The sequence below is a fragment of the Legionella santicrucis genome, assembly GCF_001468135.1.
Classification (GTDB): domain Bacteria; phylum Pseudomonadota; class Gammaproteobacteria; order Legionellales; family Legionellaceae; genus Legionella; species Legionella santicrucis.
The window spans coordinates 201,159-221,730 of sequence record NZ_LNYU01000054.1 but is presented as its reverse complement, the minus strand read 5'-3'; the positions used below and the strand labels follow the sequence as shown (position 1 = coordinate 221,730).

The following is a 20,572-nucleotide window of genomic DNA, read 5'->3' as shown; positions in this document are numbered from 1 at the left end:
ACTATTTTGCATTAAAATTTGAAATAATATGAAAAACCGTAAAACGTAGGTTTATAACGCCATGAAAATTACATCTTAAGTACGCCCATCTAATAGGGCGAATAGAGGAAATCATTGTTGATTTTCTATTTTTTATTGTCCTAAAAGACATGCTTAAGAGTAAATCATGCACCATAAACCGATTCAATTTAAAGACCTAGGTCTTATCTATTCGCATAAAATCTGTTTTCAAAACTTCAGTGGTGAAATCCATTTTGGTGAGCGTATTGCACTGATTGGCAGAAATGGCTCGGGAAAATCTACCTTACTTAAAATGCTTGCTGGTTTTTGTTCAGCCTCTGCTGGCGAAATTCAAATGCCACAGGATGTTCGTTTTGGTTACTTACCCCAATTGATTGAAGAATGTCCTGATTTAAGTGGTGGTCAACGATTAAACCAGGCGTTAACCAAAATATTGTCTGAAGATCCGAATGTTTTGTTGTTAGATGAACCCACAAATCATCTGGACAGACGCAATCGTCGTTCTTTAATGCGGATGCTCGAGCATTATCCGGGGACGTTGGTCATTGCTTCTCATGATACGGAGCTCATCAATACCGTCGCAGATACTCTATGGCATATTGATTTGGGTAGGCTCACTCTATTTAGAGGGGCTTATTTTGAGTATCAGCAGATGCTTGAAAACAAGAAAGCATCGATTGAACAGGAATTATCACGGATTGCACGTGAGAAGAAAGAATCACATCTTGCTCTAATGAGAGAACAAGAACGTAATAAACGTTCTCGTGTTTCAGGTGAAAAAAAGATAGCCCAACGCAAATGGCCAACGATTCGGTCTCATACAAAGCTCGCCAATGCAATGACAACAGGAAATAAACGATTAAGTCAGATTAATCATAAAAAAGAACACTTGCTTGAAGAGCTTTCTTCTCTAAACCTTCCGCAAACGATTAAGCCCAAATTTAAATTAAACGGTCTTGACCACCATAAGCCCTTAATCAGGATTCAAGACACTTCTATTGCCTATGAATCAGGAGCTGTGATTCTGGAAGACATTCATTTTCACTTAAATGGCTGCGAACGAGTGGCATTGTATGGGGACAACGCATCAGGGAAGTCCACCTTTGCCAAAGCGATTTTGGAGGATAGTCACATTAAGAGAACAGGTGAGTGGACTCTTCCTCAGTACAATACAGTTGGGTATCTCGATCAGCATTATCAACATCTGGATTGTGACGAAACAGTTCTGGATTTGATGAAAAGTCAGATGCCCCATGCTTCTCATGCTGAACTTCGTGCCCATTTAAATGACTTTTTATTTCGCAAAAATGAAGAGGTAGAAATAAAGGTCAAAGATCTTTCTGGTGGTGAAAAGGCAAGGCTTTCTTTAGCCTTGATTGCTGCCAATCCGCCTAAACTACTTGTTTTAGATGAGGTAACCAACAATGTAGATCTGGAAACACGCGATCATATCATCGGAGTATTACGTGAATTTCCAGGTGCGATACTGGTTATTTCTCACGATCATGATTTTTTAGAATCCATTCACATTGAAACCAGGTATCACATTCATCAAGGGAAGATACATCATTTCAATGGGGAACAAGCAGAGGGTGTTCATCATGACTAGTCGTTTGCCTAACCACATAAGCTCTTTTATGTGGCATTTTTTAAAACCGTATCGTCGCATGGTTTTTTTATTTATCCTGCTTGCTTTAATGGCTGGATTTTGGGGACCGTTTAATAGTTTATTGATTAAGTCCTTCATTAATACCTTAGTGGCAAAGACAAATACAGACCTCTCCGCTTTGTATTGGATCGCTGGATTATTGGTATTGAACTTTATTATCTTTGACAATATCACCTGGCGAACAATCGGGTACTTGAACTATAAATACGAAGCGGTGATTAAAAACCAAATTATTAGCCAAATGTTTGAGTATGTGTTGGGAAGTAGTACGCAATTTTTTCAGGATAACCTATCAGGGCGAATTGCCACACAAATTACGACTCTTGCTGATAATCTTGAGATTATTTTGCATCGCGTATCTGTCGATTTTCTACGTGGTGCTTCATTGTTGCTGGTTTCCTTTATTACAGCCTATTTTGTTAATGTCCTGTTCTTTTATATTTTATTCTTATGGTTCATTGCCTTTGCCTCATTTAGTATTTGGATGTCGGCGCGATTGGTTCAGTTATCGGATGACCATGCAAATTCTGAATCGCAGCTTTCTGGGCAATTAGTAGATAGCCTGGCGAATCAATCCAATATTCGTATTTTTTCACGTAAAGGCTTTGAAGTAGAGCGTATGAATACTTTTTTTCGCTCGGTACAACGGGCTTTCCAAAGAAAAGAGCTGTTTATTGTTTTGTTATGCTGCGCCCAAGGTGGAATGATTGCGGTAATGATGGGTTTGGCATCGATTACCTTAATTCACTTGTATGGCAAGGGACTGGTGAGCATTGGTGATTTTGCTTTGATTCTTGGGCTTTCCATGGAATTGGGGCATATGATGTGGTACACCATGTACCAAGTGGACCAATTTAACCAAGCCTTAGGCAAGGCAAGACAAAGTTTAAATGCATTGGTCATCCCCCATGAGATACAGGATAAAAAAAATGCATCCCAATTAATTGTTACGCAAGGGCAAATTGAATTTTCAAAGGTAAAATTTCATTACCAAGGTGGTTACTCCTTGTTCCAGAATAAGTCGGTAACCATTGAAGCAGGTCAAAAAGTGGGGTTAGTGGGCTATTCAGGCAGCGGCAAGTCCACTTTTGTTAATTTGATTTTGCGACTTTATGAGGTAGTGGATGGACAAATTCTAATCGATGATCAAAACCTATCTGAAGTGACTCAAGAGAGTTTAAGACAAGCCATTGCTATGATTCCTCAAGACCCTACACTTTTTCATCGAAGCTTAATGGATAATATTCGTTATGGTAGGACAAAAGCCTCGGATGAGGAAGTCATTTTAGCCTCCAAGAAGGCTCATGCGCATGAGTTTATCAGTCTTTTGCCAGAAGGCTATGAGACATTGGTCGGTGAGCGTGGTGTGAAGCTTTCAGGCGGGCAACGCCAGCGTATTGCCATTGCTCGTGCGATTTTAAAAAATGCACCCATTTTAATGTTGGACGAAGCCACGTCCCAGCTGGACTCCATTACAGAATCCAACATTCAAGACAGTCTTTGGGAGTTGATGCAGGGAAAAACAACCCTGGTCGTTGCGCATCGCTTATCGACTCTGCTGCATATGGACCGAATTTTAGTATTTGATAAAGGCCATATTGTTGAAGATGGCACACATACTGAACTGTTGAATCTTGGTGGTTTGTATAAAACCCTGTGGGACGCGCAAGTAGGTGGATTCTTGCCTGATGAGCGAAAAGAAGAATCTGAAGAGTCAGTTAATAACGGGGTATTAGATGAGTAAATTACATACAGAATTTTCGGAAGTGAATCATTTGCTTAATGACTTACTGTCCGGCTTGCAATCAATTTTAAAGGAACATTTGCTGGGCGTTTACGTGTATGGTTCATTCGTCTGGGGTGATTTTGATGAAACAACCAGCGACATTGATGTTCTTGTGGCATTAAACCAAGAAATGACATCAGAAGAATTCGCGGCTTTAGATTATTTGCATACCAATCTGGTTCAGCATTTTCCAGATTGGTATGACCGAATTGAAGTAGCTTATGCATCGTATAGAATGTTACAACATTTTAAGACAGAGCAAGGTCAAATTGCTGTCATTAGCCCAGGAGAACCGTTTCACCTCAAACAGGCGGGAACTGACTGGCTTATTAATTATTATTTATTGCAAACAAATAGCCTCATTCTATATGGTCCATCAGCAAAGTCGATTGTTGCTCCTGTATCAAGCAGTGAGTTTATAGAGCATGTCAAAAAGCAGAGCATTGAATGGCAAGATTGGGTTATTCATACCAGAAATTCTTTAGGGTACCAATATTATGCTGTATTAACACTGTGCAGGGCTTTGTACGTGCTCCACCATCAGGAACAAGGCTCTAAGTTAAAAGCTGGAGTGTGGGCTAAAAATCAATTCCCAAAATGGCGAGCTTTAATTCAACGAGCATTAACTAAAGCGGAACTAGATCATGCAAGCGATATCTTGACCGAAGAAACCTATCAAGAAGTCACCGCATTTGTGGATGAAATGGTTCAGCATATTCAAGAGAGAGAATAGATGATGGAAGTCAACCAACAACAACGGCTTATCGAAGTAGTTTCTTATGATGCTAATTGGCCTATGCAATTTGAACAGGAAGCAGAGCGAATTAAAAAAGCATTAGGTAGTAATTGCATTGAAATTCATCATATCGGTTCCACTTCAGTACCTGGTTTGGCTGCAAAACCAATCATCGATATGATTCCAGTTGTTTTGGAACTAAGCAAAGTAGATAGTGCCAATGCTGCCATGAAAGCCCTGGGCTATGAAGCAAAAGGAGAATACGGAATTCCATTTCGCCGCTATTTTCAAAAGGGAGATAACCAAAGAACTCATCATGCTCATATTTTTGAGTTTGGAAACCCAGAAATCGAGCGCCATTTAAAATTTAGGGACTGGATGAGAGCAAATCCAGAAGATAGAGTAGCCTATGCTCGTTTAAAACAAGAGTTAGCACATCAACATCCCTATGACATTACTGCCTATTGCGTGGGTAAAGAGGATTTTATCGCAGCTATTGATAGAAAAGCAGGATTTAATGGATTAAGAGTGGTTAAGGCATTAACACCTCGTGAATGGGATAAAGTACGCCATTTTAGACAATTCTATTTTTTTGATAAGGCAGGGCTTTCTGATCCATATACTTGGACTTTTGAGCATGAAGCTCATGTTCATTTTGTTTTATCTCAAGGAAGCGACATCATTGGTTATGCCCATCTGCAATTATGGCCTCACAAAAGAGCAGCTTTGCGCATCATTGTGATTGATGAGGAAAAAAGAAACCACCAATATGGTGGCCAATTCTTGGCGTTATGTGAAAAGTGGCTAAAAACACAAGGCTATCAAAGCTTGCACGTGGAGTCTTCACCGGATGCGCTAAGATTTTATAGAAATAATGATTACATCGACATGCCATTTGATGATCCAGATGGCTATGAAGGTGATGCGAGAGATACTGCAGTAGGGAAAATACTATGATTCAAATCGAAAAAATAACGGGAGATTTAGCTCAATCCTTATGTCGAACCATTACAAAGGATTTGCCAGAATACTTTGGTTTGCCAGAAGCGAACGAGCACTACGCAATAGGTGTGACCACACGCACTAATTTTGCGGCAAAAGATGGGGATAATACGTTTGGCCTTGTTTCAATTGATTTTCCCTATCCTGATAATGCTAATATTTACTGGATGGCTGTAAAACGTGATTATCATCGTCAAGGTGTAGGAAAGCAATTAATCAAAACGGCTTGCCATTTTGCTGCAACACAAGGTGCTAAAACTATAACCGTTGAAACCCTAAGCCCCTCTGAATTGGAAGAGAATTACCTTAAAACCTACCGATTCTATCAGTCCGTTGGTTTTAACCCTCTTTTGGATTTAAAACCAGCAGGATATGAGTGGAATATGGTGTACATGATGAAACAGCTTGAAGCTTTAGCAGAAAACCAATCGTCAATTGCCATTAAGCCACTAGAATTATGCGATATCCCCGTTTTGGTCGATGCGTTTCAAAAAGCAAATTGGCAAAAACCTTACGTTTTGTTTGAAGGGTACTATCAAGAACAAGAACAGTCTGAGCGAGTCGTTTGGGTGGCCTATGTTCAAGACCAAATCGCGGGCTATGTTACTCTAAAATGGACCTCACACTATAAACCTTTTTCTCATAAAGGAATCCCAGAAATTATGGACTTAAATGTATTGCCTGCTTTCCGCAAGCGTGGAATAGGCAGTGCTTTGCTCACTATTGCTGAAGAAAATGCAGCCAGTCAGTGTGATGTTGTAGGAATTGGTGTTGGATTATATGGTGGTCCTGATGGCGGATATGGACAAGCTCAACGACTTTATGCTAACCGAGGTTATATTCCTGATGGTTTAGGGGTAACTTATCATTATAAACCAACCATTCCTGGGGAAACATATCCCTTGGATGATGATTTAATTTTGTGGTTTACCAAAAAAGTAACCAAACATTTGCATGTAGAAAGAGATACTGTAACTAAAAAAACAACTGATAGCTGCGATGTATATGTACCAAACACAAAATATAAATTGGAGTTCAATGCCAAAGATTCATTTAAAATTATCGATCAAAAGTTGTTTGAGTTTAATAAATTGTGTGTCTCTGCAACACAACAACCGGAATTAATTGATATAAACGTTACGATTAAAAACGGTGATGAGGTAATAGCGGGTATTTGTTCGGAGGTTTATACATGGAATATCCTGTACATCAGTGTCTTTTTTGTTGAGGAAAAATATCGGAACCAAGGTTTGGGTACCCTTTTACTCAATAAAGTTGAGGAGAAAGCAAAAGAATTAGGAGTCAGTTTAATTCACCTCGATACCTTTGATTTTCAAGCAAAAGATTTTTATCTCAAACATGGTTATGAAGAGTTTGGGGTTCTGGATGACTGTCCAAAAGGTCATCAGCGTTATTATATGAAGAAGGTGCTATGAGTTTTATTAAAAAAGGAATATACCGTCATTATAAAGGCAATCTGTATGAAGTGATTGATATTGCCAGGCATTCGGAAAGCTTAGAAGATATGGTGGTTTACAGAGCGCTTTACGGCGATTTTGAACTATGGGTTCGACCTCTCAAAATGTTCCTTGAAAACATTGAGATAAATGGTGAGCTCCAAAAAAGATTTGAATTACATGAATAAATTAGAACAAGCAAATCGTTTTATCTTTACTGGCACCCCAGGCAGTGGAAAAACTTCTGTTATTTTGGCATTGAAAAGATTAGGGTATGTAGTGATTCCTGAGTCTGCAACAGATGTCATTGCAGAGGAACAGGCAAAGGGAATTATGCGTCCATGGGAAGAGACTGATTTTGTAGATAAGATTGTTTTAACACAAAAATTAAGGCAATTGAATGCTCAAGGTGCGTTGCAATTTTATGACCGATCGCCATTTTGTGCTTATGCATTGGGGCGTTATTCCGCTCATTGGCATAAAAATGATTTTACACCCTCACCTATCTTATTAGCTGAAGTTGACCACTGCCTAAAAGCTAGTATTTATCAACGCAAAGTATTCTTTTTTGAGAACTTGGGGTTTATTGAACCAACTTCAGCTCGCAAAATCAGTTATGAAGACGCCCTTATTTTTGAGCAAATTCACATAGATGTATATAAAGAGTTTGGTTTTGAAATCATGCTCATGCCTAAAAAAACGATTACAGAGCGCTGTGAATTTGTTCTTGAAACGTTAGGCATAAAAAAATAAATATCAATTTTATGAAAAAACCGCTTGACCCTATTGTTACTATATATCTTACCTTTGTTCTTAAGGAGGTAATACTATGACTCAATGGTTCGTAAAAGACTTAAGCAAATTAACTGGTGTTTCGGTGCAAACATTGCATCATTATGATCGCATTGGTTTACTTAAACCTTCATTACGACAGTCCAATGGGTATCGTATTTACTCCGAGAAGGATTTATTGAAATTACAACAGATTATTGCTTTAAAGTTTTTTGGTTTTGAGCTATCACAAATCAAAACCTTGCTCTCTGAAGAACGTCACGCGCTAAACCATTTTGAAGCCCAAGCTCAAGTGTTAGAACAAAAAGCATTGGCATGTACTTCCGGAGCTAAAACCTTAAGAAGCATTATAGACTCTGTTGATGTCAATCAATCCATTCCATGGGAAACCATTATACAACTGATTGAGGTATATAAAATGGCAGAGCATCTTGAACATGATTGGGTTAAGGAAATATTTACTCCTGATGAGCTCAAACAATACGTAGCATTTGAAAAGGAAATGAAAACAAATAACAAGGCTGAGTTTGAAAAACAATGGCATCAACTTTTAGATGAATTGAAACAAAGTATGAAACACGATCCTGATTCCACTATAGGTATCCAAACAGGGAAAAACTACATGGAATGGGTTAATAGCGTATACGGTAAAAAATATGCCCATCTGAGAACCAAAAAATGGGAAAAAGGATTTGGAGAAGGAAAAGGTCTTGATGAAATTGGTTTAACACCAGAGATTATGACATGGTTAGAGAAGGCTTTAGACGCTTATTGGAAGCATAGGCTTTATGGTATTCTTGAACAAGTAGGCAAAACGCCAGACTCCAACATATTAACGCTTTGGAATAAGGCATTAGATGATATGTATGGCGAAGAAACTTCACGAAAATATGCTGTTTGTGATATTGCTTTGAAGGATGAAAAGGTCAGTCCAGAAGCAAAGACTTGGCTCAAAAGTATCGTAGATGCTTACAACATGTAAAAAAATAGCTATAAATTTTGGATCGGTCTTGTTTTTACCGATCCAATCTCAACGGAATCCATTTTAGGTTCTTCTTTCCGTCTAGAAAACGGCTAATCTAAACATCCGACAATGTTAAAAATTTGTAAAAAAATACTGATTGAGAATAAATTTTACGGCATAGGGTATAATTAACTTACTTGTTTTTATTATGATCAATTGTATGTCTTATGCAAAAATGGCGGAATTACTTTTGCTGGATGTCATGTCTAAAGCACAAATTCCAGGAATTTCTATTGCCTTTATAAGCAGTGATGGAATCATATCTACTCAAGAAAAAGGGCTTACAGATGGTTGCGGCCTTTTTGCAATACCTGTTGATCCACTCAAATATCCCTTTCATAAGTTGGGATTAGGAACTAAAGATGCTGTAGTTCTATTTGACGACACACTTTATTATGTGAATCAAACAACACAAAGCGTTCATCAAATACAGTTAAATGAAAGTAATCAATCCTCATATCAAAAGTTACGAGAAAGTTGTACTGATACTTATAAATTGGCCAATTCTCAAGAATCTGAATTAATAACTACTCTAACAGGCCTTGCACCACCTACAAAAGTGCAACCAGAAACCGTTTTTGGAGCAGCCTCGCTAAGCAAACCCGTATTTGCCTATTTAGTACAAAAATTGATGCAGTCCAATGCGGCGAATCAAGCAAAGCGCGGGACAGGTAAATTTAATTTGGATAAATTCAACCTGAGTCAATTTGATTTAGATACTCCTCTTTTTCATATTCTACCATTAGAAGAATTTGAGATAGATGGAATGAAATTTGATATGTCTGACAAATCTGCTGTTGTCTGTGCTAAAGCACTCACTGCAAGGATGGTGTTATCACATACAACAGGCCTTGCTCATGGTGAAATGAAGTTTCAGTTCATTCCTAACCCTAAAGAAAAAGATTCTAAAGAAAAAATGCATGGATACTCAAATGTTGGTATCGTGTACTTACAACAAGTGATTGAAAAATTGACTGAAGCAAATCTAGAAACATTGGCCAAAAACCATGTATTTGATCGTTGTGACATGACTCATAGCACTTATGAGCCATTAAAGGCCTATCACTCGCTTTTGCATGCTGAAAAAGAACCCTTGTTTGATGAAATGAAACCTGGTCAGATTGTCATACTAAAAGAAGATGAGCAACTAACAGCATATTGGTTAGATAATGGAAAAATAGTCAATCGCTCCTTTCCGGAAAGAGTAGTTTCAAGCATTCTTGAACAGTTACCTGATAAAGGTAAACTTTCAAACAATCCGGAGCTGATTGGAGCTGTAGTCTCACAATATGGATGTAAAGAACCCAAACCATGTGCCGCCAATACACTAAGAACTACGGCATCAGATTATGCACAGTTTGTCAAACATCTAAGCCATGACAGCTCGATTGAAAATCCTTTTATTCCGCATGCCTTCATGACGCACGATAGAGGTTTGGCGGGAGCAATTGGAATTGCTAGAGACAAGATACGCGATTCCATTTTAAGCCATGTTGCATGGGGTTTAGGTTGGGGGTTACAAACCAATGAAAAAGAAGAGGTTGTTACCGCCTATCATTCGGGTGACATGAATGATTGCAGAGCGTGGGTTGCAATCAATTTAAAGGATAAGAGTGCCATGGTATTTTTCGCTAATTCACATAATGGACATATTCTTGCGGAACAAATTGTCCCTTCGACAATTCAAATAGAACTGGCTTCGAACTATTTTTTTCCAAAATGGGGTTTTGCTAGAACTATTGATGAGCTAGGGGGTAAAACTAATAATTGGGGCATCAATCCACTTCCAAGACCCAATCCATCTAAAGAACGGACAAGTTCTTTAAGTGAATTGCAAAAAAGAACTAGTATCCCAAGTATTGCCACAGCAATTATTTCTGACCGCGGAGTTGTTACTACAGAAGAGGTAGGTGTGACTAATGTCAGCAAACCTGAAGAAGTTACTAGTTCGACTGTTTTTGAAGCCGCTTCATTGAGTAAACCTGTATTTGCTTATATTGTATTGAAACTAGCGCAAAAAGATCTCATTGATTTAGACAAACCACTCCATGAATACGGCGATTTTGGTCCTCCACAGATGCGAACTGATAAAAATTATAAAAAATTAACTGCCCGTATGATCCTATCCCATCAAGCAGGCTTACCTAACGAATTTTCATCACCAGAATCTCTAAAGTATGTCTCTGAAGTAGGAAAACAATTTGATTATTCAGGAGTAGCTTATCAATTTCTAGGTGAAATTGTGGAACACATTACTGCAAAATCACTGGAAGCTTTAGCTCAAGAAGAGTTTGCTAAGATAGGTATGACTGATAGTAGTTTCATGCCACCAACGGGTTGCAGTCTTATTAAACTGCCAGATGAAGAGGAAGAACCAACTCCTGAACGCATTAAAAAATTATTAAAAGATACTTTAGATGTACATGGTCAATTAAGTATTATCCTACAAAAGGATAAATTATTTGTTGCTGAAAGGGCAGTAGACGGCAGCGTACAAATGACTGAAAAAAATTCCAACCAACTTGAAGAAAAAAGCCTACAAGAAATCAAAGCTCGCTTTGCTCAAATACCACCATTTTTTTGGTCAAAGCCAATACCTGTTGAAGCAAGGGAGTTACCCCTTGTGACTACAATTATTGGTCATCCTCCAGAACATGCTGCAACAATAGCAATTGGCCATGATCAAGATGGCTCAGTAAATCGTAAGCAAAAATTTTATATGGTTCACCCGGCAGGATCCTTGTATACAACGACTTCTGACTATGCAAAATTTCTAAAAGCCTGTATTAACGATCCCTATATTAGATGGGAAATGTTTAAACCGGTTGTTTCATCGTTGAAAGATAAAGATACTAAAGCAATGAAGCAAGGAGTCTCTACTGATACTTTAGATCAAATCTCTTGGGGTCTAGGAATTGGGATTCAGAAAAATACCGATGGAACCCGTATCGCTTTTCATTGGGGTGATAATGGAACTGGACGCAATTTAGCAGCGATCAACCTTACTACTGATGAAGCAGTTGTTTGTCTCACTAATAGCGAGAATGGACCCGCTGTTTTTCGAGAAATTGCAGAGCCTATCGTTGGTGATCTAAGTGCTATTGGGCAATGGTTATCAATACGAGAAGAATTGCCTCTTGATATGCGTTTAAAAGAAAATCCCACCCAAGAAATGAACCCACGTTTACAAGAGCAGACACAAATTAAAACGACAGGCGTTGCTACTAAAGGGCAACAAGAGGTAGAGCAAAAGCATTTTGACTTAGGGCTGTTCTAAGCACCGCAGCGTTTTGTACAAACCACCACAATTCAATAGTTCAGCATACGTTTAATTTGTCGATCATTAAGTAGGAGCTCTGGGGTTTGCACCCAGAGCCCCTATAAGATGTCTTAACTAAATAAAACTTCAACAAATTTATTTTCTTTCAAAACTATTTCAAGGCTACTATTTTTATAGTAGTATCTACTAAAAATATAGTAGATTATGTTTTACTTAGTTTCTGGAGAAAAAATGTCAATAAAAAGAGGGGAAAACACTTTTGCTCATGATCGCCTCCTTACAGAGGTAGAGCTTGAATTAATGAATATTATTTGGAGCCTTAATAAAGTAACCATTAAAGATATTGTTTCACATTTGCCCAAAGAAAGACCTTTAGCTTATACCACTGTGGCAACTGTAGTAAAAGTACTTGAACAAAAAGGATTTTTGGGATGCCAAAAAAATACTTATGCCCATGTTTTTCTCCCAATTGTTACCAAGGCTGAGTACGAAAGCACGTGCATTGAGCATATGGTCACTAATGTTTTTGATGGTGAACCTGTAGCACTGGTGCAAAGACTCTTGATGGCCAAAAAGCTACAACATGATGACATTCAAGCAATTGAGGAAGCACTAAAACAATTAGTAACCTCTGAACAAAAAATAGAGGCATGATTATGTTATTCCTGGAAATTTTATTGAGCATTCATTGCTTGCTTTTAGTCAGTTCATGGTTTATTGGCGGTCGTTGGCTCTCAAATCAGCCATCATTTAAACTCAAATTGGCTCGCTTTTTATTAATTAGCTGTGTGATTTCTCCATTAATGGTTCATTGTATTAAAACCAATCAAAAATTGGAGCGGCATCACTATGCATCCATTGATGCTTTGCAAGAGTATGTGAATCAACCTATTTTAAAGTCTAAACACTCCCAAGAGACTCCTGAATCAGCAACCTCTTTTTCAATAAGCAATACGAGTTATTTTCATATTTTTTATATCGTATTTTGTTTGCTCGTCTTATTTCGCAGTTATAAAGTATTGTTGAGTTTGGGCAGTTTAAGAGCACTATTAGCTGAAGCAATTCCATATCGAACTTCCGGTAAATTGGTCATTAAAGTTTCTCGACGTTGTCATATTCCTTTCTCCGTCGTTTTATTTAACAAAGCTTATATCGTATTACCCGTATCCCTATTTTCTTCCTCCAAAAATGTGAAGATTGCCATTGCTCATGAGGGCCAACATCATCGTAATGGTGATTGTCTATGGGCCTATTTTATTGAAGCCCTGCGCATTCTTTTCTGGGGTAATCCAGGTGTTATTCGATGGGGTCGTATTTTAAGCGAATTACAAGAATGTTCATGTGATGAAGTATTGGTTGGCCAGCCAAAAATTTCGGCACATGACTATGGCAGCTGTCTGTTTCATGTAGTGCAGACAGTGTCTCAATGTTCTCTGTCATCAGACCTAGAAATTGCATGCACGGTAGGTATGGCCTTGGGCAAAGACAATGAAGACTGTACTTTTATCATCAGGAGAATTTCAATGTTATCAGCTTATCCACTTAAACCATCTAAATCATTATGGTTAGCAGTTGGATTTATGGGGGTTTCTATTTTGGCACCAATCTGTGTCGCCTATTCAGCAGTCGGTTCATTGACCGGTTCTAAGGCACAAGAAATCGATACCTCTCATTTAGATCCTAAAATGCAACAAATTGCCGCGCAAGAAATTAAAATGGCGGTAAAAAACTATCATGCAAAATCGGGGGTTATTGCAATCGTCAATGCACAAACTGGTAATCTCATTGCCTTTGCTGAGTCCGGTAATGATGAAAATCAGAATAGCTGGAAATCACGTGTTTTTTCACCTGGCTCTACGATAAAACCGTTTATTGCGGCGGCAGCAATTGATGCTGGGAATAGTTCTGAAACCAAAAAATATGATTGTCGCTCACCTTACTCCGTAGAAGGTAAAACATTTACAGATTACTATGTAAGTCAAGGCCCTACTTCATTGACCCAAGCGGTTGCAAGATCAAGTAATGTATGCATGATTAAAGTCGCCCAAGAAACTGGACTACCTGTAATTCGTAAAAAACTCACTGAATTTGGTTTTGATATTAATACTTGGTGGCAAGCAAATCAAAGTGATGACTTGCAACTTGCAATGGTTTCTCTTGGGGAGAATATACCGGTCACAATTGATTCATTAACAAAATCCTACGCCATTCTTGCAAACTTTGGACGTCCATTCAAAGGAGAAGAGGCTCCTATCATTTCAGCAGCAACAACCAATTCAATAAATCATATCCTCGAGAACGTTGTTATAAATGGCACAGGAAAACTTGCTGCGATTCCTGGTGTTCATGTCGCGGGTAAAACAGGAACTGTTACAGAAAATATTAATGTTGCAGAAGGCGAGCATATTGCCTTGTTTGCAGGTTTTGTACCGGTTGATGCGCCACGTTATGCCATGGTGGTTGTAATAGAAGACGGTCATTCAAGAAAAAATGGTAAGACTTTAACCTCCGGTGGAGAATTGGCTGCTCCAGTATTTCGTAAGGTTGCTCTAAATAGCCTAAGTAATACCACGCTATAAATCACCTGTGGGTACAGCAGTGTAGCTCGTACCCATATCGATATAAATTCACATGATGTTGGAGTTGTTATGAAGAAACTAAGCGTACTTCTATGGTTGACACTATTTTATTGCGGAACTATTTGGGCCCAAAGTACTTGCTTTTTGGTACAGGAAAATCAAACTGTGCTAAAGCACGAGGGTAAAGATTGCAATAAGCGTTTTGCGCCAGAATCAACCTTTAAAATTGCTTTGAGTCTTATGGGTTTTGATTCAGGAATATTAAAAGACACACTCAATCCGGAATGGCCGTACAAAAAAGAATATGAACTTTATCTTAATGTTTGGAAATATCCTCATAATCCACGTACCTGGATAAGAGATTCCTGTGTTTGGTATTCACAAGTTCTAACACAACAATTAGGTATGACTCGATTTAAGAATTATGTTGATGCATTTCACTATGGCAATCAGGATATTTCCGGCGACAAAGGTCAGAATAATGGATTAACCCATTCCTGGCTATCAAGCTCGCTTGCCATCTCACCAAGTGAGCAAATTCAGTTTCTGCAAAAAATAGTCAATAAAAAACTATCCGTGAATCCCAAAGCTTTCACTATGACTAAAGACATTCTATATATTCAAGAATTAGCGGGTGGTTGGAAACTGTATGGAAAAACAGGGAATGGTCGACAGTTAACAAAAGACAAAAGCCAAAAACTATCACTACAACACGGATGGTTCATCGGCTGGATTGAGAAAGATGGTCGTGTGATTACCTTTACGAAACACATTGCAGATAGTAAAAAACATGTAACCTTCGCCAGTTTCAGAGCGAAAAATGAGACCCTGAATCAATTATTTTACTTAATTAATGAATTGGAAAAATAATACATGAAATCCAACATTTCTTTATTAATAGCACAAGCTCTATTCCTATTTTGCTATCAAGCTTTTGGTTACGCCAGTGAAATAGCAATTACTTTTGATGATTTACCTGCTTCAATCGAAGAATCTATAGAGGAACAAGCTCAAATAAATCAGCAAATAGTAAATGCGCTTATCAAATATAGAGTACCTGCAATTGGATTTGTGAATGAAGGGAAACTCTACCGCACTAATGAAACTCAAGAAAAAATAAATCTCCTAAAATTATGGGTGGATAACGGATTTGATTTGGGAAATCATACTTATTCGCATCTGTCCTTAAGTAGCATCACAACCAAGCAATTTAAAGCCGAAGTGACTAATGGCTCTAAAATATCCAAACAATTAATGCAAAGTGCAGGTAGAGAGTACCGTTACTTTAGGCACCCCTACCTTGATACAGGTGAAACATTCAAGATTCGCTCTCAATTTGAGTCGTTTTTAAAACATGAAGGATACCTAGTTGCTCCAGTTACTATAGACACTGACGATTGGAAATTTAACCAACAATTACATGAGTTTCCTCAAAATAAAGACAAAATCATTCAAAGTTACTTGAAACATACACGTGCTAAATTTGCCTTTTATGAAAGCGCATCTAAACAAATGTTTGGTAGAAATATTAATCAGATTTGGCTACTTCATGCCAATCTTGTTAATTCATTAGCCATTGAATCACTCTTAACTATAGCCCAAGAATACGGTTATCATTTTATCAGCCTAGATGATGCACTACAGGATAAAGCCTATCTATCCGCTGATTCTTACTATGCCCATTTTGGGGTTTCTTGGCTTTATAGATGGGATTTTACCCGCGGGAAAGTGGTTGATTGGTCTCAGGATCCAGAGCCTGATAACAATCCATTTATCTCAACTAAGACCATTAAATTTTATGATAAAGATCGCAAACGACTTATTCCAGTTAAAATTTATGTGAGTAATGAATCACAGGGGAAAGCAAATGCTGGTATTATTAAACTACCCGTTGCCATCATTAATCATGGATACACTGTACGCGATACTGAATATTCATTCTTAGCCAATGCACTTGCTGCAAACGGTTATTTTGTTGTAAGCATCCAGCATGATCTAAAATCAGATCCCCCATTAGCTCAAACTGGCAATTTATTTGAGCGACGCAAACCCTTATGGGAACGAGGAAGTACCAATATACTTTACGTAATCAAAGAGCTTAGCCGGATCAACCCCAGTTTAAACTTGTCTAAAGTGACATTAATTGGTCATTCGAATGGTGGTGATATTGCCATGTTGTTTGCAAGAAACCATCCTCAATTTGTGAAAAAAATTATATCATTGGATAGCTTGCGCATGCCTTTTCCACGTACCGGGCTAACACCTATTTTATCGCTGCGTGGAAATGATACTAAGGCAGATGAAGGCGTACTGCCTTCTCAAGAGTCGTTAAAACAATTAGCCATAACAATTATTCCACTACCTGAAGCCAAACATATTGATTTATGTGACCGTGGGCCTGAGGTAATTCAGAAACAAATGAATGCTCTTATTTTAAAGTCTTTGCGAGGCTAGTTTATGAAAAAAATGTTCACCTTGTTCATTTTAATATCTTCCTTAAGCCTTATGGCAGCAGCCAGCATATCGACGAAGATACAAAGTAATCCGCTAGAGGAAAAATACACGAATACATTTAGCTTACATCATACGTTAACCAAAGAGTTTCCTTCAAAGATCAATGGAATCAAATATAACTTATATATTAGTCTCCCCAAAGAATATGATTCTAACAAAAAAGACTATCCAACTATTTACTTATTAGATGCTGATTACAGCTTTGCATTAGCCAAACAAATTAGTGAGCATTTATCTGACCGAAATAGAATCAACGACTCCATTATTGTTGGGATAGCTTATGCAAATCCTAATGAGTATAAGAAAAATAGAACCAGAGATTACACACCAAGTTATGTTGGATCAGGAGGATATGGAGCTGAATATCAAAAATACTCGGGTGGTGCCGAATCATTTTATCGATTTATTCATTCAGAACTTATTCCATATCTTCACCAGACATATAGAGTTAATAAAACCGCTACTTTTGTCGGTCATTCTTACGGTGGATTATTTGGGGTATATTTATTAGTCCACCATCCTGGAATATTTAATCGTTACATTATCGTTAGCCCCTCTCTCTGGTATGATAATCATTTGGTGCTAAAAGCAGCTCAAAAAAAGCAAAATTTTAATCTTGAAGAAAATACTCGTGTTTGCTTTATTATCGGCGACCAAGAAAATAAAGGCGATTACCAAATGATAGATGATTTAAAGTTATTGAATGAAACCATCATGAGCAAGCCTCACAGGAATTTAAGCACTGCTTTTAATGTTCTAAATAATATGGATCATGATACTGTTTTTCCAGGAGCTTTAAGTTTAGGACTTCTAGAGTCTTCATCTGACTTCAAAAAGAATCGACTCTGAACTCAATCAATAAGTCTGTATACAAAGGATAAACGATTATGCTTGCTAAGTGTTCTGTTTTTATTGCTACAAGTCTTAATGGTTTTATTGCAAGAGATGATGGTTCTATTGATTGGCTAACCAAAGCAAATGAGCTTGTGCCATCTGGTGAGGATGGTGGTTATAAAGAGTTCATATCTACGGTCGATGGACTCATTATGGGTAGGCATTCTTTTGAGAAAGTATTATCATTTAATCCTTGGCCTTATGGTGAGCTTCCAGTTGTAGTGATGAGCAGCAAACCCATAAAAATTCCTGTTCATTTAAAACATGTTTCAACCTCCTCCGAAACACCTATTGAGCTCGTGAAGCGCTTAACTGATGAAGGGTTTAAACATCTTTATATTGATGGCGGTATAACTGTCCAGAATTTTATAGCCGCGCATTTAATACATGAATTAACAATAACCATTGCACCAGTGTTGCTCGGCTCTGGGCGTTCGTTATTTGGACCTTTGGCACAAGACATCGAACTGGAGCATATTGAAACTAAATGTATTGGCGGTGGCTTTGTTCAATTGAAATATCGAACTAATCCCTCAATCAAGAAAAGAAATAAAAACAACGTCTACCTTATTTATGATGAAATTTCTGAGTGGTTTGATAGTCACCGCAATAAAGAGCTCAAAATGGAGCAATTTTATTTGGAACTACTACAAAATCAGATTCCATCCAAAGGAACTATTTTAGATGTTGGCTGTGGCACGGGCGAACCCATAGCCCAATTTTTAATGAAACAAGGGTATAAAGTAACAGGCATTGATGCAAGTAAAAAAATGATTGAGCAATGCAAAAAAAGATTCCCAAATGCAAAATGGCTACTTGCTGATATGAGGGCTTTAGATTTGCAAGAGAAATTCGATGCAGTCATTGCCTGGCATAGTTTCTTTCACTTACCTCATGACGATCAACGAAAAACATTAAAATCCCTTGCCTCTTTAGTGGAGCAAAATGGTTTATTAATATTTACTTCCGGACCGGAGTATGGAGAAGTTTGGGGTGATAATGGAGGATATGATTTATATCATGCCTCCCTTTCTTCCGAAGAATATACTCAAATCCTTCTAGAGTGCCATTTTAAAATCCTTGTACATAACGTTAGGGGCCCAGAGTGTGGAGAAGCAACGGTTTGGGTTGCTCAAAAAAATCGACTTTGTCCAGGATAAAATGGAAAGAAACTTATCAAAGCGTCTTCAAATCTCATGCTCAATAATAAAAGGACATCTATATTGTATTCCAGGCCACTAATTTTACATCATACAGACGCTACTGGTAAAATCAGAAACCAAAACTTCATCTTCTAACACAATGACTATTGAACAGAATGAATTAGAGATCAAAAATAATGTCCACCAAAATGTCGGATGGGGACAACCTATTCCACTTTCTCCAATCTTAGCCCCTGACTGTCCTTATCCAGTTGAGGCACTTCCCCCAATTGTAAGAAAAGCCGTAATCGACTATCAACAATATGGACAGCAACCCCTGCCTTTGATTGCATGCAGCGCCTTGGCTAATATGTCACTATCATGCCAATCACTTGCTAATGTGGCGCGAGACAACTATTTAATTAGTCCAGTATCACTTTATTTTTTAATTGCCAGCGGCTCTGGCACCCGAAAAACTGCTGCAGATAATGTTTTTTCGAAAGCAGCGCGTCACTGGGAGACATTGATTCGTAAAAGGCGCGAGCCTGAAGTGTTATCAGCACTAACGCAACATCAAGTATGGCAAATGGAAAAAGATAGTTTATTCTCTCAAATCAAACGTGCAACTTATACGGGGGAAGATTCTGATTATGCCAAAGAAATGCTTGATGAATTAATTCATCAAGAGCCGGAAATTCCTTTGCAACCCACTCTTTATTTTGAAGATGCGACCCAAGAGGCACTGGCCATTCATTTGGCTCAAGGTTGGCCTTCCGCTTCCCTTTGGTCTGATGAGGCAGGCATCATCTTAGGTAGCCATAGCATGCAAGGTAATCCGACTCGTTTTGTAGCTTTGCTTAATCGTTTGTGGGACGGTAAGACATTCACCGCGCATCGTAAAACAACGCAAGGATTTACCATTGAAAATCGGCGCTTAACACTTAACTTGATGATGCAACCGCTTATCTTACAACAACTTACCAAGCAAGCTTCGGGTATCAGTCGACAAAGCGGTTTTTTAGCTCGTTGTCTCATGGCTTATCCTGCCAATAGTATGGGAAATCGATTTTACCAAGAACCGCCTGCTTCTTTGCATTCTCTAACCTATTATGACCAACGCGTCACTGCCTGCTTAAATCAGTCAGAACAATTAAGCCATCAAGGTTGTATTCAACTTCCATTGTTGAAAATGAGTATGGCCGCAAAACAACAATGGATTTTATTTTTTAATGCGGTAGAAGCAGGGTTAAAACCTCAAGGCCAGTGGGTCGATATCGTTGATTTCGCATCAAAAGCGGCTGAAAATACAGCGCGGCTTGCAGCACTTTTTCATCTCTTTGAAGGACGCGATGGGGATATTAGTGTAGAGCATACCGAAAATGCTATTGAAATAATTAATTGGCATTTGCAAGAAGCACGGCGAATTATGCCTACCGAAACCGTTTCTTTGCAGTTTTCCGATGCCCTAAAACTTATGGGCTGGTTTATTGAAAAGAATATTAGTTCAACAACGTTACGAACCATTCAACAATTAAGTCCGTTGCGAGATAAAATAAAACGCGACCATGCAGTTGAATTATTAGTGGAACACAATCAAATACGCATTGTAAAATCAGGTTCAAAAACGATGGTGGAAGTGAACCCTCGTGCATTCAAAGTATAAGTTCAACTTGATA

The 20,572-nt window shown here is 38.2% G+C and carries 16 protein-coding genes; all 16 read left to right on the top strand.

Annotation, left to right across the window (positions count from 1 at the left end; translation table 11 throughout):
- Positions 1–166 precede the first annotated feature (166 nt).
- The 16 genes from Lsan_RS12185 to Lsan_RS12105 all read left to right on the top strand — a co-directional run bounded on the left by Lsan_RS12185 (position 167) and on the right by Lsan_RS12105 (position 20,559).
- Positions 167–1,630: an ABC-F family ATP-binding cassette domain-containing protein gene (locus Lsan_RS12185; protein ID WP_014845087.1), complete on the top strand. Its 1,464-nt coding sequence runs from the start codon at positions 167–169 to the stop codon at positions 1,628–1,630.
- Complete coding sequence (locus tag Lsan_RS12180; protein WP_014845086.1) at positions 1,623–3,434, top strand: ABC transporter ATP-binding protein; 1,812 nt, start codon at positions 1,623–1,625, stop codon at positions 3,432–3,434. The genes Lsan_RS12185 and Lsan_RS12180 overlap by 8 nt, the downstream gene beginning before the upstream one ends.
- Positions 3,427–4,209, top strand: coding sequence for a nucleotidyltransferase domain-containing protein (locus Lsan_RS12175; protein WP_014845085.1), 783 nt, complete (start codon positions 3,427–3,429; stop codon positions 4,207–4,209). Before Lsan_RS12180 ends, Lsan_RS12175 begins: the two co-directional genes overlap by 8 nt.
- 3 nt (positions 4,210–4,212) lie before the next feature.
- A complete protein-coding gene (locus tag Lsan_RS12170; RefSeq protein ID WP_029489092.1) occupies positions 4,213–5,169 on the top strand; it encodes a bifunctional GrpB family protein/GNAT family N-acetyltransferase in 957 nt (318 codons plus the stop codon).
- The gene (locus Lsan_RS12165; protein WP_014845083.1) at positions 5,166–6,650 is read left to right on the top strand and encodes a GNAT family N-acetyltransferase; all 1,485 of its coding nucleotides are present in this window, start codon (positions 5,166–5,168) and stop codon (positions 6,648–6,650) included. The genes Lsan_RS12170 and Lsan_RS12165 overlap by 4 nt, the downstream gene beginning before the upstream one ends.
- Positions 6,647–6,859, top strand: coding sequence for a DUF1653 domain-containing protein (locus tag Lsan_RS12160; RefSeq protein WP_014845082.1), 213 nt, complete (start codon positions 6,647–6,649; stop codon positions 6,857–6,859). Before Lsan_RS12165 ends, Lsan_RS12160 begins: the two co-directional genes overlap by 4 nt.
- A complete protein-coding gene (locus Lsan_RS12155; protein WP_014845081.1) occupies positions 6,852–7,424 on the top strand; it encodes an AAA family ATPase in 573 nt (190 codons plus the stop codon). Before Lsan_RS12160 ends, Lsan_RS12155 begins: the two co-directional genes overlap by 8 nt.
- A gap of 76 nt (positions 7,425–7,500) precedes the next feature.
- Positions 7,501–8,445 (top strand): MerR family transcriptional regulator, encoded by a 945-nt coding sequence (locus Lsan_RS12150; protein ID WP_014845080.1) that lies wholly within the window; start codon positions 7,501–7,503, stop codon positions 8,443–8,445.
- 202 nt (positions 8,446–8,647) lie between these two features.
- Positions 8,648–11,764 carry a serine hydrolase domain-containing protein gene (locus Lsan_RS12145; protein WP_014845079.1) on the top strand — a complete coding sequence of 1,039 codons (3,117 nt, stop codon included), beginning with the start codon at positions 8,648–8,650 and terminating at the stop codon, positions 11,762–11,764.
- A gap of 234 nt (positions 11,765–11,998) precedes the next feature.
- Positions 11,999–12,421: a BlaI/MecI/CopY family transcriptional regulator gene (locus tag Lsan_RS12140; RefSeq protein WP_014845078.1), complete on the top strand. Its 423-nt coding sequence runs from the start codon at positions 11,999–12,001 to the stop codon at positions 12,419–12,421.
- A gap of 2 nt (positions 12,422–12,423) precedes the next feature.
- Positions 12,424–14,346 carry a M56 family metallopeptidase gene (locus Lsan_RS12135; RefSeq protein ID WP_019350454.1) on the top strand — a complete coding sequence of 641 codons (1,923 nt, stop codon included), beginning with the start codon at positions 12,424–12,426 and terminating at the stop codon, positions 14,344–14,346.
- A gap of 69 nt (positions 14,347–14,415) precedes the next feature.
- Positions 14,416–15,216, top strand: a complete 801-nt coding sequence (locus Lsan_RS12130; protein WP_014845076.1) for an oxacillin-hydrolyzing class D beta-lactamase OXA-29 — start codon at positions 14,416–14,418, stop codon at positions 15,214–15,216.
- Between the two features lie 3 nt (positions 15,217–15,219).
- On the top strand, positions 15,220–16,800 hold the full coding sequence (locus Lsan_RS12125) for an alpha/beta fold hydrolase (RefSeq protein WP_014845075.1): 1,581 nt from the start codon (positions 15,220–15,222) through the stop codon (positions 16,798–16,800).
- 3 nt (positions 16,801–16,803) lie between these two features.
- The gene (locus Lsan_RS12120; protein ID WP_014845074.1) at positions 16,804–17,709 is read left to right on the top strand and encodes an alpha/beta hydrolase; all 906 of its coding nucleotides are present in this window, start codon (positions 16,804–16,806) and stop codon (positions 17,707–17,709) included.
- 38 nt (positions 17,710–17,747) lie between these two features.
- Entirely contained in the window at positions 17,748–18,914 is a 1,167-nt protein-coding gene (locus Lsan_RS21605) for a methyltransferase domain-containing protein (RefSeq protein WP_014845073.1), read from the top strand.
- A gap of 142 nt (positions 18,915–19,056) precedes the next feature.
- The gene (locus Lsan_RS12105) at positions 19,057–20,559 is read left to right on the top strand and encodes a YfjI family protein (RefSeq protein WP_014845072.1); all 1,503 of its coding nucleotides are present in this window, start codon (positions 19,057–19,059) and stop codon (positions 20,557–20,559) included.
- The last annotated feature ends 13 nt before the right edge of the window (positions 20,560–20,572 follow it).